Genomic DNA, 26,431 nt, shown 5'->3' on the forward strand with positions numbered 1-26,431 from the left:
TAATCATTATCAATATTATATAAGGGGCGAGTAGATCATGTCACGAAGGTTTAAGAGTTTTGGAATGGTGCTGTTGGTGTTAAGTTTGGTACTTTCAGCCTGTTCCGGTACTTCCAATAAGGAAGCAGGAGCTTCAACTGAAGATAGAGGGAATAATGAAACGAAGGTTGTTCGGGATCAGTTCGGTGAAGTGACGATTCCTGCACATCCCCAGAATATGCTAGTCTTCGATTCGATCTATGCCGAGTATCTCATTGAGATGGGTGTGATACCGCAAATGGTTATATTCGTTCCGGAGGTTGAACCGGAATATCGTTCTTCTTATTTTGAAGAACACGGCGTGCAAATGATAGAAGCAGAACAATATCAATATAATTATGAACAATTGCTTGCGTTGTCACCAGATATGATTATTACCGTAGGCGAAGGTATGGATAAGGGAGCATATGACGAATTGACCAAAATTGCTCCAACGGTGGCTCTGGAATCCAACAGTGAAATGAAGCAAGCGATGCCGAAGCTGGCTACCCTATTTGACAAAACAGAGGAATCTGTCAAAGTGCTGGCAGAGTTTGATGAGAAGGCGAAGCAGGCACAGCAGAAAATTGCTCAGGCCATCGGCGACAAAACTGTGCTGGTCCTTCGAGTGGAGCACAATCGATATCGTTTCATGGGCCCCAAAGGAGGAAGCAGCAGTGTCTTTTTCTATGATATTTTGGGTCTAAACAGTCCAGAAGTCATCAAAGACTCTACAGACTGGTTTAGCCAGTTTTCCCTGGAATTTTTGCCTGAAATGAATCCGGATTATATTTTTCTAGAAGACAGAACACTGAAAGGCTATGATACGAAAGAATCTATGGATAATCTGAAAGAAAGCAAAGTATGGGCAAGTCTGAATGCGGTCAAAGACAATCATGTCTTTCCGCTGAAAACGAGTGATTTTGTAACAGGTGTAGGCCCTATCGGATCGGCCAAGTTATTGGATTATGTCGTTGGAAAGTTGGTGCCCTAGATGAATACTGGAGCGAAGCAGCCATTGGATATTTACGATATAACGATCGTTGGTGGTGGACCTGCGGGAATGTATGCTGCATTTTACAGCGGGATGAGAGCAATGCGCACCAAAATTATTGAAGCCAAAGAGGAATTGGGTGGATTTATGCGTACGTACCCGGAGAAGCTGGTCTGGGATGTGGGCGGGGTTGATCCGGTTCGTTGTGAGAAACTGATTGATTCTCTGGAAAGACAGGCAAGAACCTTTGACCCCACAATTGTGTTCGGCCAGGAAATTGCGCAGATGGAACGAGGTGAGGACGATATATTCGTGCTTACTTCGAAGACGGGTGAGCGTCATTATACACGGACTATCTTATTATGTGCAGGTAGAGGTATGACGCAGGTTCAGAAGCTGGATATCGAGGGTTCCAATCGGTATGAGCTGACGAATCTTCACTATACCATTACCGATCTGTCGAGATTCAAGGATAAGCGTGTGCTGATCTCCGGAGGAGGGGATTCTGCGATAGATTGGGCGAATGAAATGGAGGGATTGGCGCAGGAAGTCATTGTGGTTCACAGACGACATGAATTTACGGCACATGAGCTGCCGGTTGCCCAGATGAAAGCTTTTGCCCAAGTCTTGACCCCTTACAGCATCTCTCGCTTATATGGTTCAGGAGATAAAATAGGCCGTGTTGACCTCGTGCATGTAGACAACGGGGAAATCATGCCAATTGAAGTGGATGAAGTGGTAGTCAGTCATGGATACGATCGTGATTTCGGTAACCTGGTCCACTGGGGACTCGAACGTGAAGATTACGGTATCTCGGTTGATCCGCGAATGTGCACGAGTCAGCCAGGTATATTCGGAGCCGGTGATTTCATCACCTATGGCAGTAAGGTTCGGCTGATCGCTGGTGCCTTCAACGATGCCGTACTGGCGGTAAACAGTGCGAAATTGTATATGGAACCTAGCGCTTCCGATATGGCAGGGGTATCGTCCCATAATGCAAGGTTCTTTGAGAAAAATAAAGCCATTTCTACCCTGTAAATTACCATGAGTAGAACGGGAAAATAAAATAAGGAGCCCGACCCGTGTTGAGAATTTCTCGAATATGAGTCGGGCTTTTTTTAATAAAACTTCCATGCTCAACTAACCATAAGTTAACCCTGTGGTTCTTGATACAAATCAATATATGCCATAAGTTCCTTCACTCCTGCAAATTGCAGGGCTAGTTGGGTGTTCAGCTTTTGCAGTGCAATCTGGAAGGCTTTATTAATCTGTGAGTAATCCTGCGTGCCGACGGTATTTAATAGTTCTTTCATATGCTCAATGTAGTAGACTGATTTTCTTAAGCTGCTAATGACTAATATCTTTCTTAATTCAACTCGGGTATACATTCGGTACCCATTCAGAGGGGCTCTTTCCGAGCGAATTAAGCCCTCTTTTTCCCAATGTCTGATCGCAGAAGTGTTGACCCCGGCAATATCAGCCGCTTTACCAATGGTAATCGACTCCGTCGTTCCAACCTTTCGATCGTTAGCAAAATCCACTTGTTGTACCATATTCCAAATGTCTTCCATTCGTTGCTTCTCCAGTTGGCTGTTGTACAGCTGGTGGTTCATCAGCCAGAGAGCATCAATTGTATCGCTCTGTTTTACTTGTCTCATGACCTCATATACAACAGGAATCTCGTATCCTTTCAATAATGAACGAATGGCAACAAACGCCTGAAGATGAACAGGGGTGTAGTACCTGTGATTGCTTAGGGTTCGTGGGACGTCGGGAATCAGGTTTTCCTTTTCATAGCGTCGAAGTGTTGTCGTACTGACCTCCAGCCTAGTGGCAATTTGCCCAGGTGTATACGTAGGGTTCATCTGCTTCTGCTCCTCATACTTCAAGTAAAACCTTCAAGTGCTACACTAACATACAACGAGCCAAGTCTATATTTTATCCACATTTTATAATGAAAACCGAAAGATTGCATCAATGTTATACACTGAGGATATCAACTGTAAAGGACTGGTTCAATTGAAGAAAATAATTACATTGTTAAATGGCTCGCAACTTGAAGCGGGTCTGACGGGAGCGCAAAATCGTCGCGTCATTATGCTGCCCATAGCCAAAAAGTCCGTGACCGGACAAGAAGCGGAAACCCTGAGGTTGTGGGGTGTTGATCCTGAATTGGGTGCAAAGTTTATCGCTGGACTTTCGGATGAATTTCAGATTCTGCATTTTGATTATGAAGGCCACTACATGGCACATCCCCATCCGGAACATTTTACGCCCGAATATATAGCTCAGGATTTGTTACGAATTGCAGATCAGATGAATGTGAATCGATTTAGTTATTATGGATACTCCTGGCTGGCTCTCGTCGGGTTGCAGCTCGCCCTTCGGACCGAGCGGATGGAAAGTCTCATTATGGGAGGGTTCCCGCCTTACGAGGGGCCGTATGAGGAAATGCGAGTAGTTATCACAAAGACATATGAGGGAGCAATGGATCAGCATAAGTCAACGAAGGAGAATAACGGAGCAGAAGCCTTTATAAATGAACAGTTTAGCCCGGATGAGGTCGATTGGGACAACATGGAGTTGAAAATTGATCCGGCTCAAACAAAGCAATTTGCGACCTTGTATCAAGATTTAATTGATTTTGATGACCAACATATTCAAACTCAGTTGAAGATTCCCAGATTGGCTTTTGCAGGGGAGAGGGATACGATTGTATACGGTGAGAAATTCGGCAGTGTGACGGTGGATATCGCTGGACGGCTGCAAAAGAATAAATCCATTCTTGAAAACTTCGGTTGGACCGTCGAAATCATTAAGGGAGAGGATATGGATCACACCAAAGCGATGCAGCCCAGTACCGTTCTCCCTGTTATTCATCCCTGGTTAAAAGCTCATTTAAGCTGAGGATCGGCAGGAACAAAGTTGGTAAAGTTGGTATTACTGTATGACATCGTCCAAAGCTCTTAGTTTGCGCTGCTGATAATCCAGAATGGATTCATATAACAACTGTTCGTTGAAATCAGGCCACATCACATCCGTAAACCAGAGCTCGGAATACGCCGCTTGCCATAATAGAAAATTGCTTAACCGTTTCTCCCCACTTGTTCGGATCAGCAGATCGGGGCAGGATTTAGTCCGGTATACAGAAACTTTTCGAATTCCGCCTCGGAGATTTCCGAGGTTTCGTTGTTTTCTTCTTTGTTTTCCTCAATGTACGTTTTGATGGCTTGTACAATATCGTTCTTTCCTCCATAATTCATCGAAAAATAAACAGCCATCCCGCTGTTGGTTTGAGTTAGTTCTACCACTTTGCGCATCGCTTCCTGGGTTTCTTCTGGGAATTTGGAGATATCACCAATAAAATTAACTTTGATATTATTCTGATTCAGCTCCTGGACCGTTGTATCCTGTACAAATTCGACCACCAGACTAATGATGTAATCGACCTCTTCCTTGGGCCTTTTCCAGTTTTCCGTAGAGAAGGCGTACAGCGTGAGAGAGGCGATTCCGTTTTTGTGGCACATGCTTATCGTTTCCCGCATCGTCTGCATTCCTGCATAGTGTCCGGCACTTCGAGGTAATCCCCTTCTTGTCGCCCACCGGCCATTACCATCCATCATAATTGCGATATGTTTAGGTACAAACCCGTTCCAGTCGATGCAATCTTTAACATTTGGTTTTTCTTTAACTACTCGGTGCCACTTCAATGAATGTTCCTCCCGCTCCTCAAGCTAAAATGGGTAAGACATGTATAATGAATTTAATTTGTTCGAGTTGATTTCCAGAATTTATATATATTATATAGGATTGTATAGGAACAGTCATGACTCGCTTATAACCCTTCAATGTTTATAAAGAAACATGCTGCGAAGGAATCATACAAATATGTGAATTTATGGTGAATTCGATGCGCTTTCAGTCCATGATGGTTCGTTCTCCATTATAATAAATCAAAACGGACGAGGAGATGAACTCCAGATGAAAAAACAAATGTGGATCATTGGCGGCTTAGTGATTGTAATTGTGTTGGGAGCTTATCTGATTGCAAGCAATGCAGGGAAGGAAGAAGCAGGTAACGCCGAAGCACCCAATGTCAAAAAAATGGTTGAAGATATCAGTACACGCAAGGTGACACCGGAATCAGCCTCCATTAATGCCACCCAGTTAATTGTCACGGATAAAGGCAACCAAACGACAACCTACGACTTGCCTGAAAATGAATTTTTCCTTTCCATTGCGCCCTACGTAGAGCAGACCCATCCATGCGCAATTCATAGTCTGACCGGTTGTCAGGGCGAAATGGAAAATAAGAAGTTCATGGTGACGATCCATGACTCCGAAGGGAATACGCTCATGAAGGATGCTGAGATAAAGTCCGGCTCCAACGGTTTTATGGATTTCTGGTTACCCAGGGATAGGTCATATCTTATTCGTATGGTGCATGATGGAAAGGTGGCAGAGACCCAGCTGTCTACATATGAAGAAGATAATACGTGCATCACAACGATGCAGTTGAGTTAAAATATGAAAGGTGTATTTATGCAGTTGTTTGATGCAGTGGAAAAATAGGCTACGTGTAGTAGCGAACGTAGCCGTATTTGGGAACAGGATGTCTCCTTTGTTCTGGATGAAGTGATCCGCGGCGATTTTGATGAAGCTTTCAAGCCAATTGGTTTCTACTCTTGAATGCCGAGGCTTATCATCGTAATCAAACCATTCAGAAACCGGGTGCATATACGGCCACTATTCCCAAAACCAATCACGGGGGCTATACCGATCTGGCTGGCGTATCTCCAATCATTAATGAAGCAGGCGCCGATGTAGCAGCCAATTTCCAGCTTATTAATGAACTGTCGCTGAGCTTCTTTGACCAGCATCTCAAAGAAATAACCGGCATACCCTGGATGACATTCGGACTGCGCATCCTGAAATTAACTTGATCAAGTATTAGATTAATAAGTGTTAAGAGAGCCCGCCTTGAATGCGGGTTCTTTTAATTTTGAATTGACAAAATGGCATTCCTACGGGATAATCCATTAGTGATAATGATAATTGTTATCATATAAATACATATAAATAGGGGAGAATTAGGATATGAAAAAAAGATTAAACGGATTTTTATTGCTGACGGTTCTGGCACTTGCTCTAACAGGTTGCGGTAAGGCCAACAGCACAACAGATACAAATGAAAATGCTTCTTCCGGCAGCACACCGACTGAAGAGACCGCAGGTCCAGTTACAGTTAAGCATAGTGGTGGTGAGCTCAAGCTGGACAAACCAGCTAAGAGAGTTGTTACGCTGGAATGGACATATACGGAAGATGTAGTTGCACTGGGTGTTCAGCCAGTAGGTAGTGCGGACAACGCCAACTATAAAGTCTATGTGACGCCTGAAGCAGCTCTGGATGATACGGTGACGGATGTTGGAACACGTGACGAGCCAAATTTGGAGGCGATTGCAGCTTTGAAGCCAGATCTGATTATCGCCAATTCCAATTCGAATATCTATGATCAGCTCAATGCCATTGCACCAACGCTTGAATATGACCTGTATACGGGTGATGGCTATACTTATGACAAAATGACGGAAACGTTTAATAATATCGCGGTTGCTCTTGGCAAAGAAGACCAAGCGAAGAAGGTACTCGATGAACTCGATCAGCATTATGCAGAAGCCAAAGATAAACTTGCTGCTGCGGATAAATCGGAGTTCCATTATGTACTGACACAAGCATTTACGTATCAAAATGCAGCGAGTCTTCGTATGTTTACCGATAACGCTGTCGTTATTGGCACATTGGCGAAGGTTGGATTGATTAACGATTGGCAGCCGGACAAGATCGAGGGGTATGGTTTTTCAACAGTAGGTATTGAATCCCTGCCTGCTGTTCAAGACAGTAACTTTATCTACATCACACAGCCGGACGATGACGTTTTTGGCACAGCGATGAAAGACAATTCGGTATGGAAAGGACTGAATTTTGTCAAAGATAAACGCACCTATCAACTGGATAGTACAACATGGACGTTCGGTGGACCTATCTCGTCCAAAGCTCTGGTTGACGGGGTTGTCGGGGCGATTACCCAATGAGTTCGGTCCAACATTCCCGACCAGTGTTTAACTGGCGCACAATAAGCATTTATGGGGGCGGTCTAACCGCTCTCATCGTGCTTTTTTTTGTAAGTCTGTGTTATGGTGAAGCTTCAATTCCACTCCATACGGTTGTGGACTCACTTATGGGCAGGCAGGATACACTGGAACATAATATGATCTGGGATCTGCGCATGCCGCGTACGGTAATCGGTATACTCGCTGGAGGGGCGCTTGCTGTTGCCGGTTCGTTGTTACAGACCATTACACGCAATCCGCTTGCGGCGTCCGACACACTCGGCATTAATGCTGGGGCCTATTTTGTCGTGGTGTTGGGAACGATTTTTTTTCCAGGCTTGATGCACCAATCGCCATTCCTTTTCGCCGTACTCGGTGGATTACTGGCAGCTGCCGCAGCGTTCTTCATGGGCGGGGAAGAACGTCTAGCCCGGTACGACTTGCGTTGTCAGGCATGATTGTTTCGATGGTGCTTGGTTCTTTTACAAGCGCGCTGCATATTTTCTTCTCTCAGGAGACTCAGGCATTATTTCTGTGGGGCTCCGGAACGCTCGTTCAAAATGACTGGAGCGGTGTGGTGTACGCATGGCCTTGGGTTGTTGGAATTACGATCGTTGCCCTGGTGTTATCCCGTCAGTGGGATATGCTGGAACTGGATGAATCAACTGCTTCCTCATTAGGACAAAAAGTAGGCATGGCGCGTGCCACTGGATTAATTATTGCTGTGTTACTGGCTGCGGTGATTGTCAGTGTAATTGGACCGATTGGCTTCGTGGGACTGGTGGCACCTCATCTGGTTCGATTGAGTGGAATCCGTTCCAACCGATTACTGCTGCCTGGTGTTTTTTTATGGGGTGCAGCACTGCTGGTTGGTGCAGATGTACTTGCCAAGATGGTTCATAACTCCAGTATGGAGTTGCCGACAGGAGCCGTGATGGCGATCATTGGTGCACCATGGCTGATCTGGCTTGTACTTACACGCATGAAAGCAGCGAATGGATCAGGCATGTCTACCTCAATGAGCACAGGAGCACGTTCACGTCGCTGGGCATTCGGCCCCATCGCTGTGATCTTTACTGTACTAACGTTAGCATTGGTTCTGCTCAGTACGATGTTTGGCGGAATGCGTATTCCTATGGCTGATCTTCTGCCAAGCCTGTTTCAATCGGATGGGCTATTTTCTGCCATTATTCAGCTTCGCGTTCCACGTACGCTTGTCGCCGCTGGTGCAGGTGCTGCGCTGGCGATTAGCGGTGTGCTTATTCAGATGGCCGTTCGCAACCCGCTGGCTGATGCGTCCATCGTGGGCGTGTCGTCAGGCGCAGGACTGGGTGCGATGATGGTCATTATCCTGTGGCCGGGTCTTCCGGTGTTCTTGCTACCCATTGCAGCGATTGTTGGAGCAGGGATCGCCGCAGCAATCGTATTCTCCTTGTCCTGGAAGAAGGGACTGAATCCTTCTGCAGTTGTATTACTGGGTATTGCCATGTCTGCTATTGCAGGCGCAGGCATTCAGGTTCTCATCGTTCGCGGCGCTGTATACGGCAGTAGCGGCTTTATCTGGCTGACAGGAAGTACCTATGCACGCACGTGGGATCAAGTGAAGATCATTGGGGTGTTCCTGTTGATTTTGATCCCGCTTGCGTGGTGGCTGGCACGAAGATTCGAACTGTTGGTATTCGACGATAATAGTGCTTCAGGGCTTGGCTTGAATGTTCGCCGGACGCGTCTGTTGGCTATGACAGTTGGTGTTCTGCTCGCCGCAGGTGCAGTGGCCTGTGTGGGAACGGTTGGTTTTATCGGGCTAATCGCTCCACATATGGTCCGCCTGTTGACAGGAAACAAGTTAAGACGGTCGATGTTTCTGTCGGCATTGGTCGGTGCAGTAATGCTGGTGCTGGCGGATACGATTGGGAGGACGGTTATGGCACCAACCGAGATTCCATCCGGTTTGTTGATTGCGATCATTGGAACGCCGTATTTCCTCTATTTAATGTACCGCTCCAACTGGCGCAAATCGGCTTAAACATTCGATCCTAAACAATCCTAAATAATAAAATCCCCTCTGGTTTTCAGTGTTGAGTTCATGTAGACATGATCTCTTTATTCACTGATTACCTTGAGGGGATATTTTCGTATGAGAGCTTTATTTCATGTTATACATGAGTTGTTTTTCTTAGAATTCCACTGTTGTCTACGGATAGGATCGCTTGCTGCAATGTCTCTTTATCCTGAACCAAAGCAAGTCTCACATATCCTTCACCCGAAGGGCCGAAAGCACTCCCGGGCGTTACGATTACCCCGGCTTGGGTAACCAGATCCATGGCAAACTGTTCTGAAGTATCGTAGTGGTCTGGAATCCGACTCCAGATGAACATGGTGGCTTCGGGTTTGGCGATAGGCCAACCGAGGTTGGTGAAGCCATCGCACAGAACGTCTCTACGCTCCTCATAGGTATCTCTGACCTGCTCAATTTCGCTCTGATCCCCTGTAATTGCAGCAATGGCTGCCTTCTGAATCGGCAGAAACATGCCGTAATCCATGTTGGATTTCAACTTCTTAAGCACGGATACGATATCCGGGTTCCCTACACAAAAGCCGATCCGCGCCCCGGCCAATCCATAGGTTTTGGATAGCGAGTTGAATTCAATGCCAACATCCATCGCGCCGGGATAAGCAAGGAAACTTCCGCATGTTTTTTTCATCGAACACCAGCTCGCTGTATGCATTGTCATGGAGAATGATAATGTCATATTTCTTGGCAAACTCAATCAGATCCAGATAAAACTGTTCGGGTGCCATCGCTGTCGTGGGATTGTTGGGATAGGATACAAGCATGAATTTTGCTTTGCGCGCAATATGCTCCGGTATGTCCTGAAGTTGAATGACATATCCGTGTTCTTCTTTTGGGGCATATAATACAGCTCGGCTCCTGCGAGAAGAGGTCCATCGGCAAAGACGGGATAACAAGGATCGGGTACCAGGACCAGATCTCCTTCATCCACGATGGCCAAAGAGATATGCGCAAGTCCTTCCTGTGATCCAAGCAAGGAGCATATTTGGGTTTTCGGGTTCAGTTCAACAAGGTAACGGCGCTTGTACCATTCACTGACCGCTTGCAGCAATTCACTCTGATCATTTACAGCATATGTATAGTTTGAAGCATCTGCTGCTGCCTCGCACAAAGCCGTCATGATATGTTGGGCCGGGGGAATGTTGGGTGTGCCAACACTTAGATCGATGACCGCGTCTCCGTTCTCCAGCCGCTTGCGCTTGATTTCCAGCAAACGGGTGAAAATCCCTTCACTAAAGTGTTCCATACGTTTAGCAAACTTCATGATGATTTATCCTCCATCCTTATAACCCCTTGGGGAATAACACTTGGAGGTATTATAGCAAAGTTTTCAGGTGATAAGTAAGCGCGAAATGCACCTTGAAGATGTTTGCATCTGTTATCCGTACTTAAGCCAAAATTCTAATGTAAACAAAACACATAGGCCCGCTTCCGAGCGGGCGTTGGTGTATTTACAATCCCCGGTCTTGCCCGCTCATGCCTGGTTAGCCATGGCTGGAGGAGACGAATGGCTCATCACCCGCATGACGCTTGCGATATTCTCCGGGGGTCAGCCCGTACCGACGCTTGAACATGCGGATAAACGAGTTTACATTTTGATAACCGACCTGTGTCGCAATGTCCTGAATTCGCAGATCTACATTCACAAGTAGTTCCTTGGCCCGCTCAACCCGCAGATTGTTCAGATATTCGCTGAAGTTGATGTTCGTCTTTTCCTTGAAAATACTGGAGAGGTACCCCGATGTTAAATTCAACTTGTCGGCGACAATATTCAAATTAATATCTTCCCCATAATGATGATCCAGGTAGTCCAGTACAAAGCTGATAACCGGATCACGCGTTTCCAGCTGGCTGCGTACTGCCTCCAGTACAGGTTGAGCCTGAGTCTGAAGCCATTCTCTATATTGTTGCATGGAATGGAAACCATCAAATAACTCTCTCGGAGAAGAAGAGCGAAGCTCTGATTCGATGTGCGTTAGATTCAGCTTCATCACCGTCTTGCCAATTTGTTCTACGGCGCCGATTGCAAAGGTGCGGAAGTCTTCTGCGGCTGCATCCTTGTGCTGCAGTTGTTCCAGCTGGCGATCCAGCCAAGCGAATACGGCCTCATCATTGCCAGATTGCAAGAGGTTGTGCAGTTCCTCCCCATAGGATACCTTCACATGGAAGGCATTCGAAGAAGAAGCACGTGGCTCTACTATAACCTGTGTCTCCCCGTTCAGCCTTCGTTCTTTCAACAGCATGGACAGATTGCTGTACGCATCGGTAAACGGAATCTCCCCGGAATAAACCGGACTTACCGCGATCGTCAGATAGAGCGTTTCTTCGACAGCCAGCAACTCCTTCAGGGTATCCAGCGCCTGCAAAATACCGCTCTGCGGACCAGGATCGAACAGCAGCAGAAGCAGTTGGTCCTGCTCGGGCTGAATGGCAACGCTATTGGTTTTGCTGCTGGTGAAGAGGCTCTGAATCAGCTTCCACAATAACAGGGTATGCTGCCCGAATTCATCCGGCTGGGATTTGAAGCCCACCTGGAACAGAATGGAGACATAGGGCTGCTCGGATTGCTGGGCATCCTCAAGCTCCGCCAGATAGGAGCTGAGCGGGATATTTTTTACTTTATGGATATAAGCGTACTGGCGTACGAGAGAGTTCTTCTGCGCAAGATCGCTTTGAATGAAACGGTTATTCTCCAGAATGGAGCTCAGACGGTCGCCGATCATGGCGAATTCTTTTACACTGCTCCATTTATCTGGCCCGCTGTCCGAATTTCGGTCCAGAGCGGCAATAAGGCGCTGGAGCGGCTGGTTTAAGCGTAAGCTGAAAAATAGGGAGGAAAGCAGGCTAATCAGTATAGCAGCGCCGAGCAGGACAGCCAACAGCAGCTGCATACCTCGCATTTCCGCGGCAATCACTGCGGCTTGGGTAACCCGGACATAGGTAAACCCGGTTTGCTTACCTTTTTCATAGAAGTAATACTGATCGCCGATACGTTCATGTTTGCTTCCATCTGCGGGTAGCTGCGTATTCAGCATCTCCCCCTCCATTGTAGTGAACAGCAGGCGTCCCTCATTGTCCAGAATGTAGAACGGATTATTGCCGGCATCGCCATACGTGTCCTGCATACGCTGTGGATTCAGCATAACAATGCCGTACACATCCTCGTAAGGAATGGCTTTCATCATGATTGGCATCAGTTGACCGAGGGAGCGGGAGGAATGAAGAGTGTTTTCCGTAAAAGCTGCGGCAGGCATCACTTTCAGGAACTGGTTGTTCATCGTTTGAGTTTTCCAGTAATCCGGCGGATATTCTTTACTATAATAATATTTACCGAACATATCGCTGGCACTGCTAAGTCCTTCCTTTTCCAGGACATAGTCTTCTTGCTTGAAATAGAGAATGAAATTGTCGATATGCAAAAAAGGATTGGCATACAGCGTGGAGAGGTCCGACTTGACCTCAGCGGGAATATCGTAACGGCGGTTTTCCTTAATGTGGCTCAAAATGCCTAGGTTGGCTGTCCAGGTATCCGATTGAGTGAGGGCCAGAATCATATTTTGGGTCAGTCGAAAGTGATTCTCATACCCTTCAACTGTCTGAGCAAGGCCCAATTCATTTTGTCTGACCATCTCCTGATATACTTTGTTGCTTAAGTACAGATGGGAGAACAGGTTAAATGAAGCCAAAATCAGGATGACACTGAGGAAGCTCAGCATTAGCTTGACAAACAGTCCATTCAGCGCAAATTTGCTTGTAAGCAGTCCCTTCATTATGACATTCCCCCTTGTAGTACAGCCCCGGATCGAGTGATTTAATCCTATCATAGCGGCATAAAGCTGACACAAACAATATACACTTTTACTGAATTATACGCAGATATCTGGAAAAAAGGTGTAAAGGCGAAAAGTTATATAACATGTAGATAGCGCTTTCTTAATGATAACTGGTATAATGTGGAGATGAACATCGGATTTATAGGGGAAGTTACCTCACATTCAAGTTCAAGTCAACTTACGATCTACTAAGCAAGAGAGGATGCGTCTCACTCCAATCTTTGGTTGAAGTGTCGTGCTTCAAAAAGAACTTCTTCTGCTTAATTACAGGAGTTGAACAATATTTTCACTGGAGGAAATGCAATGAAACGTGCGTACCTGTTTTTATTGATTTTATTTACCCTTAGTGCATGCCAACAGACTAATACGAGTACCAACGAAGATAACACTGCTAAAAATACTGAAATTTCGCCGAGTATGAAAGGGGATTTATTAAAAGCATCCTCAGAATTTTCAGCTCAGAACGAAAGTGATCTATCTGCTTGGGATTTTGAAACGGCTTATAAAATGTGTGCAGCAGCTCTGTCTGAATATTACAAAGCGATTTGGAACGGTTCGGACATTGATTTGGATACTTATATTGCTAACGAAAACCTTAAACAGTATACGCAAAAAAAAGTTACATCTCAATATGATTTATTCCTTAAGAACAAGCTCACTTATAATCAGGTGACAAGCGTTGATATTGGTACTAGACAAGTAGATTATGTTGGAGGGGATAAGAGTTTTTTCTATTTGAAATTAGATGCAAGTGTTCATAAGGATATAGGTAACTTTGCTGAACCTACTGAATTTCTTGTGCAAAGTTTGAATGGGAAGTTAGTTATTGTTGATTGGTATACTAATAGTAAGGATAGCTATGATTCCACTGTACGGGGAGAAAATGAGGCTATTAACAACCCCGATATCTGGAATAACGGTGAATGGGTGAGAAAAATCAACTGATTGAACTTTACATACAAGAGACCCTTGTGTCTTCTTTGATTCTGTTTTTTTGCTGTGTAAGAAAAAAACGTTGAGCCTTTTGAGGTTTTATTTAAGGTCAAAAGAGGGCTGTAACAAACCTCGCACCCCTTCCAACAAGGCATTATCACTTTCACTATCCCCCTGTAGCAATTGAATTCTTGTACTCAATGGTTTAAACGGGCACATATTTTAATATACCTCAACGGGCATTACTCGCTTTAGAAGTGGTATCCACTGCCCCATATCCCGTTTTTAGTGCGAAACCAACCTCCGGTTCTTTATCCGGTAAAGGTACGGCCTATTTACACCGTTTTTTTAGTGGACAATCCGTCAGACTGAGTACTTGTAGGACAAAGATTCATTGTATGACCGATTGCGGCGGTTCGTTTGCTTTCAAATCGGAACGTTCATGACCTTCCGGGCATTGCCACGTATCGCCACCTTCCTCGCATGTCCAGTTAGTTGTTGTTTCTTACTGATGTCATTCGTCCAATTTCTTTGAATTTTCGTTGTAGTAGATACTGTGTATGATCCCGCCTTGATCTTGTTCTCTTCCACATATCTGTAATTCTCTTCACTGTTATAGCTAACGTTAGCGGTTCTGATGTATTCGATTAAGCGAGGGCCAGAATCTTGTTTTGGACAGTCCATTCATTATGACATTCCCCCTTGAGTACAGCCCCGAATCGAGTGATTTAGTCCTATCATAGCGGCATAAAGCTAACACAAACAATATACACTTTTACTGAATTATACGCAGATATCTGGAAAAAGGTGTAAAGGCGAAAAGTTATATAACATGTAGATAGCGCTTTCTAAAGGATTGTAGCTATAATTCGGAGACGAACCCCGGAATTTCAGGGTAAGTTATCTAACATGTAAATCGATTACAATCATCTAAGCAAGAGGGGGCATGCCGATGGCTGATGCTGGCGTAACGCAACGTACACTGCAAAAGAAAGCGCACCGGCCGCCTCGGCGGAAGTCGCGTTTGATCAGAACCTGGAACAGGAACAAGGCGCTATGGCTGCTCTTCCTGCCATGCCTCCTGTATTATTTGATCTTCCGCTATGCGCCGATGTTTGGTCTGGTCATCACGTTCAAGGATTACAATCTCTTTAAAGGAATATGGGCCAGCGATTGGGTGGGATTCAAATATTACCGGATGTTTCTGGAGAATCCCGATTTTTGGCCGCTGATGAAGAATACGTTTCTGCTGGGACTGTATAAGCTGGTGTTTGGCTTTCCAGCCCCAATCCTGCTGGCCATTCTGCTCAATGAGGTACGCAGGGCGGCATTCAAACGTTTTGTACAGACGGTCAGCTATCTGCCGCATTTCATCTCGAATGTGATTGTAGCAAGTATGGTGATTATGTTTCTCTCCCCAACCGGAGGGCTGATTAACAATTTGCTGGCAGGGATCGGCATCGGACCGATCAATTTCATGAATGAACCCGGGCTGTTCCGGGGCATCTATGTCCTGTCGGAAGTCTGGCAGCACATCGGCTGGGAGACCATCATTTATCTGGCCGCGTTGACGTCGATTGACCCGCAATTGTATGAAGCCGCGGATATGGACGGAGCAAGCCGATTACGCAAAATCTGGCATGTCACGCTGCCCGGTATATCCCCCGCCATCGTCATCACGCTGATTCTGAATATCGGCAAAGTGCTCGAGATCGGCTTCGAGAAGGTCTTCCTGATGCAGAATCCGGCGATCTACGATACGGCGGATATTATCAGCACATATGTTTACAGGGTGGGCATGGTACAGGGGAATTTCAGCTATGGTGCGTCCATTGATTTGTTCATGGGAGTCATCAGTCTGATCTTCATTTATACAGCCAACTGGCTCAGCCGCCGATTAAGTGAGACCAGTCTATGGTAGAAAGAGGTGTGGCGTGAAATCACTGCGATTCTCCTGGTTTAACGTTGTGGCATCCCTGATTCTGCTATTTGTTGTTGTGGTCACACTCTATCCGTTCCTTCATATGCTGGCGGTTTCCCTCAGCAGCAATGTGAATGTCATCCAAAACAATATTTCCTTCTGGCCCAAGGGCTTCAATCTGAGCATGTACAAACTGGTACTGGGCGATCCGCAAATCTGGACGGCTTACCGCAATACAATCATTTACACCGTGCTTGGTACACTAATCTCACTGGTGGTCACCTCGACCGGAGCCTACGCATTGTCCAGAAAAGACATGGCACTACGCAATAGTTTCACCGTCCTGATTGTCATTACGATGTTCTTCAGCGGCGGGATGATTCCGACCTTCCTGGTGGTCCGTTCCCTGAATCTGGTGGACACCGTATGGGGCATGGTTCTCCCGGGGGCAGTCAGCACCTGGAACCTGATTCTGATGCGCACATTCTTCTCGGGCATCCCCAAAGAGCTGGAGGAATCGGGACGTATGGACGGTCTGAATGATATTGGCATCTTCATCCGTATTATTGTGCCGCTGTCTAAGGCATCCTTTGCCACGATTGCCCTTTTCTATGCCGTGGGCATGTGGAATAACTTTATCTTTCCATTGCTCTATCTAAGGTCTCCCGATCTGTTTCCGCTCCAGGTGCTGCTGCGTAATCTGGTGTTGGCTGGCAGTGCAAGTTCAGGTGACGTAACGTCCATTGGCGGAGATAACCTGGTGGTGGAGGAATCCCTCAAATATGCGACCATCATGGTCTCAACGCTGCCTATTCTGGTCATTTATCCATTTGTACAGAAGTATTTCGTCAAGGGAGCCATGGTAGGTGCGGTCAAAGGCTAAAGTCTATAGGCGAACAAGGAATGTATCGCAAATTCAGATTAAGGGAGAGAAGCTTATGGGCAAATGGAAATCGTTAATACTTCCCCTGCTGATCGCAGTAACGATGGTGGCAGGGTGCAGTGGTGGCAATGGTGCTGACCCTCAAACGAATACCAAAGGGAACAGTACCGGAATCACCGATAACTCCACTGGAGCGGAAAAGACCTTCACGGCGCTGCTGGACAATAATGCCACGTTCCCTTATTCCAAGAGTTGGCCCGTTTGGAGCTGGTTAAAAGAAAAGACTGGCGTCACGCTGGAAGTACAGACACCTTCCGGCAAGCTGGATGAGAGCCTGAACCTGGCGATTGCCTCCAAAACGCTGCCTGATCTGATGTATATGCCCAATCGCAAGGATTCGAATAAGTTCGGTCAGCAGGGCGCACTGGTGGATTTGATGGAGCATATGGACAATATGCCGAATCTGAAGGCATGGATGAAGGAATATCCTGAGGAGGCGAAGGCTGCCCTGTCCGCTGACGGCAAAATGTATATGTTCCCCAACCAGGGCTTCGGCGAGACGAATCGTATGATCTGGATGTACCGGAAAGATGTTTTTGACAAGGAAGGCATTCAGGTTCCAACAACCTATGAAGAGTTGCATACGGCCCTTAAGACGTTGAAGGAGAAATACCCGGACAGTTACCCGCTCTCCATCCGCTACGGCCAGATCCCGGATGAGATGAATGCGAATATGACGGTGAACTACGGAACCGGTGAAGGTGCCTACTATGATTTTGATCAGAAGGAATGGCGTTATGGACCGACAGAAGATAATTACAAGGCCATGGTGGGGATGTGGAAAAGTTTTTATGACGAAGGGTTGGTCCCACCCGACTTCTTATCCCTGCAAACCAAGCAGTGGCAGGATATGGTCTCTACTGGCAAATCGTTCGTGACCATTGATTATATCAGCCGGATTGATTTTTTCAATAATGCTATGCAGCAGGAGAATCCAGAGTTCAACATGCAGTTTATGGCCCCTCCGGCAGGTATTTCAGGCGGCAAACAGCTGAATCCGTATTTTCATTATATGGAAGGCGGACTGACGGTGGCTTCCACCTCCAAGAACATTGATGATGTGATGAAGTATATGGACTTTTTCTATTCCGAGGAAGGGCGTACGCTCAGCAGCTGGGGAGTAGAGGGCGAGACCTTTATAAAAGAAGGCGATACGATCAAGTTCAAGCCGGAGTATAACGATGTCATTGAGATGCGCAAACAGACAGGGCTTCAGACCAGCGGAACCTATACCTGGATTGATTTTAACGCCCATTTGTCGCTGTTCTCGGACGATCTGAAGCATGCTTATGAAGAAGCGGTCAAATATGATCCTCCCGCCATGCAGCCAAGACCTGCTTTTAGGGAAGTAGAAAATGAAGTCATATCCATTACGGGTCAGGCGATCAAGAAGCACCGGGACGAGAGCTTTGCCAAATTTGTCACCGGCTCCCGGAGTCTGGCGGATTGGGAGAAGTATGTGGAGGAAATCAACAATCTTGGCGTAGATAAGCTGCTGAACACCTATAAGGAAGCGTATGACCGTGTTCAGAATGTACAGCTGAGCGCGAAATGAGCGAATGTACGGCACAGGAATCCTAGACCATTACAGAATGGCAAAGGGAGGCTTCGCTTATGAAAAAGCAGCATCTGCGTGTGTACTCCGGATTCAGACTGGGATTGTTTCTGTTGATCTGGTTGGTGACGATTGGAATAGCTGTTCCTGGAAAGGCAGAAGCGGCGGGTTCAATTTCACTGGACGCGCCTGCGGGCGGATATGTGTCGGATGGAGGGCTGGTGGAAATTGGGGGCAGTTATACGGATTTGTATGACATTCGGTTGTTTGTGGACGGAACGGCCCAATTCGAAGTGGTATTAAATGATCCGGATGGGGATGACAGCGGTACCTGGTCTTATATGCTGGATACCTCAGGCTATAACGGTACGGTGGAACTGGTGGTCCGTGGACTGGATACGTCCACTCGTTACGGGGTGTGGGGCCAGCCAGCCATTCTTACCGTTAATAACCCGGCAGGTGCTGTTCCCGTTGTAACCATTACCGGACCATCTGAGGGTGTGGCTCTTAGCGGTCAGGTTGAAATCTCTGTCGAGACCAGTGCTCCACTTCCAATCATGCTGGTAGAGGTTCGGGTGAACCGTGGACCATGGGAAGAGGCTGTTCAGCAAGGCTCTGCGTATGTATATACCTGGGACACGGTGGGACTTGGCGATCGAACGGTCAGCTTGGAGGCTAGAGCGGCCAGTACGCCGGAGCGTTATGGTTATAGTCCAACGGTGTACGCCCAGGTTGGAATCGGGACGCATGAGACAGCCGTTCCCCTACCTGTACAGGAGCGCGCCATGTGGATCTGGGAACCGGAGAGTTACAAGCTGCTGCTGAACCCTGGATCTCGCCAGGTGCTGGAGTCATTCATCACCGATACGCAAACATTCGGTCAAACGCCAGTCCAGACACTCTATCTCGCAGTGGGTGGTTATGCGGGATACGATGCGCTAGAAGCGCAGGAAGTGGAACTGCGTTCTTTTGTGAGCTGGGCGCACAGCAAAAATTTACAGGTGCACGCGCTAATTGCAGGTGGAACTACACCGGCCTATATGGGCGCTTACGAGAAATATCACCATCATGCCGTGCAGGAAATGGAGCAGGTGATCAATTACAATCTTGCAGCAGGGGATTTGGAGAAATTTGACGGAATCAATGTGGATATAGAGCCGTATATCTCTCCCGACTTTAAAGATCCGAGCCATTTCCTGCAGAAGGAATACTTGGATGGCCTGCAAAAGATGATTGGACGCCGGGATACCGCAGGCATTCGTCTTCCATTCGGCCCTGCGGTGCCCAAGTGGTATGACACATCGGACCAGGCGGCAAATATTATGTGGAACGGCTCCAGCAAATGGCTCTCCGAGCATGTTCAGGATATCTCCGACTATATCTCCATTATGGATTACCGGGATACGGCGGATGGCTCCGCTGGCATTATTGCCGGGGCTGCTGGAGAACTGGTTTATGCGGATCAGATTGGCAAGCCGCATTCCGTGGTCATTGGTGTGGAAACGCTGGATATTGCCAATAGCGGCGACCCGGAGACCATTACCTTCTGGGAGGAGGGCCGCATCCACATGGAAGCAGAGCTGGATAAGGTGTATGCAGCTTACGGGCAGAGCAGCAGCTTCGGTGGTATTGCTGTCCATCACTATGACTCCTACCGGGCACTTCCTTCTTATTGGGGACCAGGCGGTGTAGTGTGGACAGCGCCGGATGACCTGGAAGCCCCTTCAGCCCTTCCAGGGGTTCCGTCTATTCAGGCCACTGATTATCAGACTGTACATCTGAATTATGGAATGGCTTCAGATAACATGGAAGTGGAGCGATACGTGATCTACCGAAGCACCGTGCAGGGTTTCACGCCTGTTGCTGCGGATATCGTCGGATTCGCCCGCGCCCTGAATTACCAGGACAAAGGACTGCTACCGGATACGACATATTATTACCGTATTGCGGCCCGCGATCTGAGCGGAAATATCGGGCCACTCACCGATGAAGTGTCGGCAATCACCAGTAGTACCCCATTGAAGCCTATGATTGTCACAGATATGAATCTGGTTTATAGCGGATCAGGAGTATCCGTCACTCTTAAGGTCAGAGATTATGATACAGGCGCGGTACTGACGGGTGCGACAGTGGAGGGGAGATTTACTTATGCGGCGGGACGTTACACCAGCGGGACAACAGGAGTGAATGGAAGTGTGACGCTTGGCTCAGAAGCGGTGGGAACGGGCAGGCAGGTTGGTTTTGAGCCGCGCAGAATCCGTTACAACGGCTATTATTATGCAGCGGGTCATGATTCGCCGCATACAACGCTGCTGATGCTGAATGCTGGCAATTGATTTAAGCAGGTAAGAAATGTCTTGAAGGAGGAGGAAGCACATGAATGCGGATGAATTGGTGGAACCGCTAAAGAATCATATCGTTGAGCACATGCCAGTGCAGGTTTATGCTGATCGGGATCAGATGGGGGCAGCGGCTGCCGCTGCGGTTGGGGCAAGATTAAGACACCTGCTTCAGGATACAGAGCGCCAGGTTCGCATGGTTTTCGCTGCAGCCCCTTCGCAAAATGAATTATATGAGGGTCTGGTACGAGAGCAAGGCATCGATTGGTCGCGGATCTGTGCCTTTCATATGGATGAGTATATGGGTCTGGAGGATACGGCTCCACAGCTTTTCGGACGATATTTAACGGATCGGCTGTTCAGTCGGGTGCAGCCTGGGCGTGTGGAGCTGTTGGATGGGCTACACGATGTGGAGCAGGAGTGTCTGAGATATGGAGACCTGTTGCGTGAAGCTCCTATTGATATCGTCTGCCTAGGGATTGGAGAAAATGGACACATCGCCTTCAATGATCCGCCAGTTGCCGATTTTGAAGATCCGAGAGTCGTCAAAGCAGTGGAGCTGGAGGAAGCCTGCCGCCGTCAGCAGGTGAACGATGGGTGCTTTGCTCGACTGGAAGATGTGCCTGCAGAGGCGTTGACCATGACTGTTCCGGCGTTAATGGCTGGAAGGGAGCTGTTTGTGATTGTGCCAGGGGCTTCCAAGCGGAATGCGCTTGCAGCAGCTTTACATGATCCGATTAGCACGGCATGTCCCGCTACCATCCTGCGTACACATCCCGGAATCACGATGTTCACAGACCGGGAAGCCTACGGCCTGTGAACATGCCAATGATCGGGAAGCATTACAGAACGGGGATGCCCATTGAGGTGAAAGTCAGAGATGGACGTATCACGGCCGTTTCTGAGCTTGAAGTGTCGCCTCCTGTAGACTGCTTGCCTTGGCTGGCGCCAGGACTGGTGGATTTGCAGGTGAACGGCGGATGGGGGCTGGATCTGAACACGGCCCCGCTGTGTCCAGATACGGTATTGCAGCTGACCCGAAAGCTGCAAAGCCAAGGGGTAACAAGCTATTGCCCGACGTTGATTACAAACAGTTCCGTACAGCTGGTTGAGGTGGCTTCCACTATTGCAAAAGCCGTTCGTCTGAACCGGGATGCGGCCGAGGGAATTGTGGGCATTCATCTGGAAGGTCCATTCCTCTCGCCGGAGGATGGCCCACGCGGCGCCCACCCAAGGCAGCATATTGTTCCGCCTGATTGGGAGGCGCTCAGCCGTTGGCAGGATGCCGCCGATGGGTTGATTCGCATCATTACCCTTTCCCCGGAGTGGCCTGGTTCAGCTTCATTTATTGCCCGGTGCTGCGAATCCGGCATTCTTGTCTCGATTGGACATACGGCAGCAACGCCAGAGCAGATCAGGGAAGCGATCTCCGCAGGAGCGGTGATGTCTACACATCTTGGCAACGGCGCGCACCTGATGCTTCCCCGTCATCCTAACTATTTGTGGGAACAACTGGCGGCCGATGAGCTGTATGGCTGCATGATAGCGGATGGTCACCATCTTCCGCTGTCCGTGCTGGCCGTAATTCTACGGATGAAACGAAACCGTGCCATTCTGGTCAGCGATGCTGTCTCGCTGAGCGGTATGCCGCCAGGCTCCTACCACCTGCATATCGGTGGAGATGTGGTATTGACGGCGGAAGGTCGGCTACACCTTGCTGGCCAGCCTGAGCTGTTGGCTGGCTCGGCGATGATGCTGCCGGATCAGGTGGGGTATCTTGTTGATGCGGGGTTATCCGGGGTTCCCGATGCCTGGGATTGTGCATCGGTGCATCCGGCCCGGCTGCTTGGGCTTGAACAGGCCGCAGGACTTGCGATCGGAGCCCCTGCGGATATCGTTAGCTTCAACATGGACGATGGCAAGTTGAGTGTTTTGCAGTGCTGGAAGAACGGCCGAATCAGTCCACAGAGCCAAGAATAGGGGGAGAGCGATGCAGAGCTTAATACCACAACCGAAGCAGATTGCAGCGACCGAGGGAGGTCCCTTACGTCTGAATGGTGAGGAAAGGCTGAGCCTTTTCATGGAACAGGATGATCCCAGATTGGAAATTCATTGCCGCCGGGATTTTCCGGGGATGGGATATACATGCTCCAGGGTAATAAAGGGTTATTTGCTAGTAATCGAACGTCTTTCAGGACAGGAAACGCAGCAGGAAGTCCATGGGGTTCAAGAAGCCTATGCAATTCATGAAGTCCAAGAAGTCCAAGAAGCTCAAACAGTTCATGAAGCTCCTGAAGCTATGGGAGCACAACCGAAAGGTCTAATCATCTCTGATGTTAGTTCATTCATCGGAAAAGACGAGACAGACCCGTCCGGGCTGGACGGACATCCACAAGGATATAAGCTGGAGGTATCGACCGGAAGGGCTGAGGTGTACGCACTGGATGCTGCGGGTCTGTTTTACGGATTGCAGACATTGGTGCAGCTGCGCGGACCGGATGGTGTCATCCCGGCGGTGTGCATAACCGACTGGCCGGATACACCTTTGCGGGCCATGAATTTCGACCTGCGTCAGACGTTCTCGAAGCCGGAACTGCTGACGGGGTATTTGGCTGAATTCGCCCGTTATAAGACGAATGCGATTTTAATTGAATACGAGGATAAATTTCCATTCAGGACCTATCCCGAGTTCACACATCCCCGGCATGCGTTAAGTCTTTCACAGCTGGAAGAATTAAAGCGGAACGCCCATGAGCATTTTATAGAGATTATTCCGCTCCAGCAGAGCTTTGGACATCTGGAATATGTATTGCGTCACGAAGGTTGGCGGCATCTTCGCGAGACAGAGCAGTCCATCGGGGAGATCTGCCCGTCCCACCCGGAAACCTTTGCGTTGATTACTACGCTGCTCGGGGAGATGATTGATGCCCATCCGGACTCACGTTATATCCACCTCGGCTGTGATGAGGTCTACAGCCTATGCGAATGCGAACGCTGCAAAATCGAGTTTGGAGGCGTGCGGGAACGAGCGTTTATCGCCTTTTTGAACCGTCTGATTGCATTTACGTCAGAACGGGGAAACAGCCGATTTTCTGGCATGACATGCTGGACAAATGTCCGCCAGAGGAGTTGGCTAAGCTGGATCAGCGAAGTATCGCCATGATCTGGATCTACAACGGGCGCAATATCGAAGCGGAGGTTACTTCGCATGCGGATAAATTCAGGTCGTTCGGCATTGAAGTTATGGGAGCGCCGGCAGTCCGCAGCTTTGACTGGGCTGAGCATCAGAATTATCCGGTACTGCTGAACCGGACAGACAACTTGCTTCAGTGGGCAGAGACGGCCGACAAGCTGAATCTTGGCTGCGTGGTTGCGACCAACTGGACGGGGCCTTTCAGCCTCGGTGTTCCGTATGGTATTTTTGAAACCACCTGGTACCCGATGCTGCTGCATGCGGATTTGGCCTGGAATCGCAAAGCGGATGCGGCTACCTTCATCGACCGTTTTCTGGAACGGTTTCATGGCATTGATCCTGTTACCGGACACAGTCTTCTCGGCAATTACAGGGTTGAGGATTATTATGATGTGATCTGGAAGCTGATGGACGAAGTGCGACAGCATAAGGAAGAAGCGGAACTGATTGCGATCATGCATGATTTTGAGGTGGCAACAGATCGTTCGCGGGCCATTCACAAATATGCCTACCGCTGGGAGCTCTATCCCGGCGACGATGCGGAGTGGCGCTCGCTTCATAACAATTATACGAGAAACCGTTGCGGACGTGATGGTGTCCTCCCTCGGATGAAGGCTGCGCTGGAGCGTTACCAGCCTTCTGATATGGCGGAGCATTTTGTGAAATCCAGGTTCTATCTGCATGATTATCTGGAGCGCACGCTCTATCAAGAACTAGGTCTAAATAAAATTCCTACACCATTCGAACTAACAGCAATGAGTCTGGAAGACAAAGTAGCCATGATGTGCGTAGTAGGCACTCCATCGACTCGGGCCGAGCCAGATTTTCGTGGCAGAATGACAGAGCACCGATTCGGGGGCATCGGCATCTTTCCCCATAATATTGAGAGTGAGCAGCAGACATATGCGCTGCTTGCAGAAGTAAAGAACATAGCCCAAGATAACGGCAGCCCTTTGCCTTATTATGTTTCGGTAGATGAAGAGGGCGGCACTTTGTCCAAATTTAAGTCCTTTTTTCCCTATATCCCTGGCAACCGGGCAGTTGGGTTAAGTGAAGACCCGGAAGCCGCCCGGCTGCTCGGTAAACTCATCGGCAGTGAGCTGCACTCCCTGGGTATTCCCATGAACTGGGCACCGGTGCTGGATGTGAACACGAATATAGAAAATCCGGTTGTGGGTGTTCGCTCCTTCGGAGAGGACCCACAGTTGGTAGCCCGGTTCGGTCGAGCCTATATAGAGGGAATGCATGAAGCAGGTGTGGCGGTAACGGCAAAGCATTTTCCCGGCCACGGGCAAGTGAGCGGAGACTCGCATATTGTTTTGCCTGAATGTGAACTCACGTTTGAGCAGTTAATGGAGGGGCCGCTACTTCCCTTTGTTGAAGCGATTGAAGCCGGGGCGGATTCAATTATGATGGGGCATCTGGTGTTTCCCAACATTCCGGAATCCGGTGGACTTCCAGCCTCCCTAAGTCCTTTCTTTACCACGGAACTGCTGCGTAAGAAGTTGGGCTTTGCGGGGGTGATCTGCACTGATGATATCGAAATGGGGGCAATTCGCAAAAATTTCAGCCCGGAAGACGTGGGTGTGTTGGCCGTTCAGGCAGGGAACGATATGATCCTGATGTGTCATACGCCAGAATTTCAGAGTCAGGTGATCGCAGGTATTCTAGCCGCTGTACGGGATGGGCGCATCAACGAGGCGCAAATCGACGAGTCGGTTCTTCGTATCCGGCAGCTTTATGCCCAATTCCAGCAGTACCAGGCGGCTGCACAGCCGATTGCAAGAGAACAGTGGGCGGATGAGGCACTGAAACTGGCTCGTATGACTGTAAAAGTTAACCGGGACCCGGACAGCTTGCATCCACTCAAAGATTCACTGAGATATTTACTGATTTTGCCGCAGCAGGAGCAGCTGACCCGAGCCGATAATAGTGGGTCTGCCGAGATTGGGCTGGCCTCCTTGTTAAAGGCGAAAGGCATAGCTGTGGAGACACGCTACTGTGCGATGAAGCCTGATGCGGAGGAGATAGAATTCCTGGTACAGCAAGCTGCTGATGCGGATGTCGTTATCCAGGGCACCCTTAATGCTCATCTGTTCACAGGTCAGCTGGCGCTGTCCAAGGGCTTGGCTGCGGTTAAACCACTGCTGAATCTGGTGCTGCGCAATCCCTATGATGACGCCGTACTGCCGCAAGCGGCTGGAAGCATATTGCTGTGCTCAACCTCCGATTATTCACTGCAAGCGCTGGTGGAATGTATGACAGACTCAACGTGATATGCAGTAATGAGCTGCTCAACAGGGCAATGAAATATATATATATCCAAAAATCACAAAAGCACAAAAGCACAAAAGCTCATATGCACTTGTCAACCTTTAATCTCAAAACACCCCCCGCTGATCTAGCCTGAAATCACAGGGTCCAGGAGGGAATCCCAAAAGCCCGCTACTGTGCGGGCTTTTGGTCAATCTTTAGACTTTGGTTTTCTTCCCCAGGCAACCGTTTTCATCTTAGCTC

At 48.3% G+C, this 26,431-nt stretch carries 18 protein-coding genes and 3 pseudogenes; 16 read left to right on the forward strand and 5 right to left on the reverse strand.

Translation table 11 applies throughout. The features are described from left to right. Window positions 1-37: 37 nt before the first annotated feature. Together ACTWJ7_RS11600 and ACTWJ7_RS11605 are read left to right on the forward strand one after the other, a co-directional pair. Window positions 38-1,012 carry an ABC transporter substrate-binding protein gene (locus tag ACTWJ7_RS11600; RefSeq protein WP_079351190.1) on the forward strand — a complete coding sequence of 325 codons (975 nt, stop codon included), beginning with the start codon at window positions 38-40 and terminating at the stop codon, window positions 1,010-1,012. Then, window positions 1,013-2,050: an NAD(P)/FAD-dependent oxidoreductase gene (locus ACTWJ7_RS11605; RefSeq protein WP_079351191.1), complete on the forward strand. Its 1,038-nt coding sequence runs from the start codon at window positions 1,013-1,015 to the stop codon at window positions 2,048-2,050. Between the two features lie 113 nt (window positions 2,051-2,163). Here ACTWJ7_RS11605 and ACTWJ7_RS11610 read toward each other — a convergent pair whose 3' ends face one another. Beyond that, window positions 2,164-2,877, reverse strand: coding sequence for a MerR family transcriptional regulator (locus ACTWJ7_RS11610; protein ID WP_301878109.1), 714 nt, complete (start codon window positions 2,875-2,877; stop codon window positions 2,164-2,166). Window positions 2,878-3,031: 154 nt separating this feature from the next. Between ACTWJ7_RS11610 and ACTWJ7_RS11615 the strand changes: the two genes are divergently transcribed. Further along, window positions 3,032-3,919 (forward strand): alpha/beta hydrolase, encoded by an 888-nt coding sequence (locus tag ACTWJ7_RS11615; protein WP_301878108.1) that lies wholly within the window; start codon window positions 3,032-3,034, stop codon window positions 3,917-3,919. 33 nt (window positions 3,920-3,952) lie between these two features. Here ACTWJ7_RS11615 and uppS read toward each other — a convergent pair. Then, window positions 3,953-4,635, reverse strand: a pseudogene (uppS, locus tag ACTWJ7_RS11620) (polyprenyl diphosphate synthase). 358 nt (window positions 4,636-4,993) lie between these two features. Here uppS and ACTWJ7_RS11625 point away from each other — a divergent pair. From ACTWJ7_RS11625 to ACTWJ7_RS11640, 4 genes and pseudogenes are all read left to right on the forward strand, one after another. Next, a complete protein-coding gene (locus ACTWJ7_RS11625; RefSeq protein WP_301878106.1) occupies window positions 4,994-5,536 on the forward strand; it encodes a CueP family metal-binding protein in 543 nt (180 codons plus the stop codon). A 161-nt stretch (window positions 5,537-5,697) separates the two neighbouring features. Next, window positions 5,698-5,955: a hypothetical protein gene (locus ACTWJ7_RS11630; protein WP_443145467.1), complete on the forward strand. Its 258-nt coding sequence runs from the start codon at window positions 5,698-5,700 to the stop codon at window positions 5,953-5,955. Window positions 5,956-6,109: 154 nt separating this feature from the next. Beyond that, window positions 6,110-7,105 carry an ABC transporter substrate-binding protein gene (locus ACTWJ7_RS11635; RefSeq protein ID WP_301878105.1) on the forward strand — a complete coding sequence of 332 codons (996 nt, stop codon included), beginning with the start codon at window positions 6,110-6,112 and terminating at the stop codon, window positions 7,103-7,105. Then, window positions 7,102-9,149 (forward strand): annotated as a pseudogene (locus ACTWJ7_RS11640) (iron ABC transporter permease). Before ACTWJ7_RS11635 ends, ACTWJ7_RS11640 begins: the two are co-directional and overlap by 4 nt. A 130-nt stretch (window positions 9,150-9,279) precedes the next feature. Here the strand turns inward: ACTWJ7_RS11640 and ACTWJ7_RS11645 are convergent. From ACTWJ7_RS11645 to ACTWJ7_RS11655, 3 genes and pseudogenes are all read right to left on the reverse strand, one after another. Further along, on the reverse strand, window positions 9,280-9,828 hold the full coding sequence (locus tag ACTWJ7_RS11645) for a pyridoxal phosphate-dependent aminotransferase (RefSeq protein WP_301878102.1): 549 nt from the start codon (window positions 9,826-9,828) through the stop codon (window positions 9,280-9,282). Continuing rightward, window positions 9,770-10,461: pseudogene (locus ACTWJ7_RS11650) on the reverse strand (aminotransferase class I/II-fold pyridoxal phosphate-dependent enzyme). Before ACTWJ7_RS11650 ends, ACTWJ7_RS11645 begins: the two are co-directional and overlap by 59 nt. Before the next feature lie 220 nt (window positions 10,462-10,681). Continuing rightward, window positions 10,682-12,967 (reverse strand): helix-turn-helix domain-containing protein, encoded by a 2,286-nt coding sequence (locus ACTWJ7_RS11655; RefSeq protein WP_301878100.1) that lies wholly within the window; start codon window positions 12,965-12,967, stop codon window positions 10,682-10,684. 366 nt (window positions 12,968-13,333) lie between these two features. Here ACTWJ7_RS11655 and ACTWJ7_RS11660 point away from each other — a divergent pair, with 366 nt between their 5' ends. From ACTWJ7_RS11660 to nagZ, 9 genes are all read left to right on the forward strand, one after another. Beyond that, on the forward strand, window positions 13,334-13,975 hold the full coding sequence (locus ACTWJ7_RS11660) for a hypothetical protein (RefSeq protein WP_301878099.1): 642 nt from the start codon (window positions 13,334-13,336) through the stop codon (window positions 13,973-13,975). 940 nt (window positions 13,976-14,915) lie between these two features. Next, window positions 14,916-15,884 (forward strand): ABC transporter permease, encoded by a 969-nt coding sequence (locus ACTWJ7_RS11665; RefSeq protein WP_301878098.1) that lies wholly within the window; start codon window positions 14,916-14,918, stop codon window positions 15,882-15,884. Between the two features lie 13 nt (window positions 15,885-15,897). Next, complete coding sequence (locus ACTWJ7_RS11670; RefSeq protein ID WP_053781400.1) at window positions 15,898-16,767, forward strand: carbohydrate ABC transporter permease; 870 nt, start codon at window positions 15,898-15,900, stop codon at window positions 16,765-16,767. Between the two features lie 55 nt (window positions 16,768-16,822). Next, a complete protein-coding gene (locus ACTWJ7_RS11675) occupies window positions 16,823-18,382 on the forward strand; it encodes an extracellular solute-binding protein (protein WP_301878097.1) in 1,560 nt (519 codons plus the stop codon). A gap of 59 nt (window positions 18,383-18,441) precedes the next feature. Further along, window positions 18,442-20,718 carry an Ig-like domain-containing protein gene (locus tag ACTWJ7_RS11680; protein ID WP_079351200.1) on the forward strand — a complete coding sequence of 759 codons (2,277 nt, stop codon included), beginning with the start codon at window positions 18,442-18,444 and terminating at the stop codon, window positions 20,716-20,718. A 40-nt stretch (window positions 20,719-20,758) separates the two neighbouring features. Beyond that, window positions 20,759-21,541 (forward strand): glucosamine-6-phosphate deaminase, encoded by a 783-nt coding sequence (locus ACTWJ7_RS11685; protein ID WP_079351201.1) that lies wholly within the window; start codon window positions 20,759-20,761, stop codon window positions 21,539-21,541. 2 nt (window positions 21,542-21,543) lie between these two features. Continuing rightward, complete coding sequence (locus ACTWJ7_RS11690) at window positions 21,544-22,701, forward strand: N-acetylglucosamine-6-phosphate deacetylase (protein WP_301878438.1); 1,158 nt, start codon at window positions 21,544-21,546, stop codon at window positions 22,699-22,701. A 10-nt stretch (window positions 22,702-22,711) separates the two neighbouring features. Further along, entirely contained in the window at window positions 22,712-23,884 is a 1,173-nt protein-coding gene (locus ACTWJ7_RS11695; protein WP_443145468.1) for a DUF4838 domain-containing protein, read from the forward strand. Beyond that, complete coding sequence (nagZ, locus tag ACTWJ7_RS11700; RefSeq protein WP_443145469.1) at window positions 23,824-26,190, forward strand: beta-N-acetylhexosaminidase; 2,367 nt, start codon at window positions 23,824-23,826, stop codon at window positions 26,188-26,190. Before ACTWJ7_RS11695 ends, nagZ begins: the two co-directional genes overlap by 61 nt. The last annotated feature ends 241 nt before the right edge of the window (window positions 26,191-26,431 follow it).

The organism is Paenibacillus sp. 1A_MP2, assembly GCF_052244825.1.
GTDB classification, from domain to species: domain Bacteria; phylum Bacillota; class Bacilli; order Paenibacillales; family Paenibacillaceae; genus Paenibacillus; species Paenibacillus vandeheii.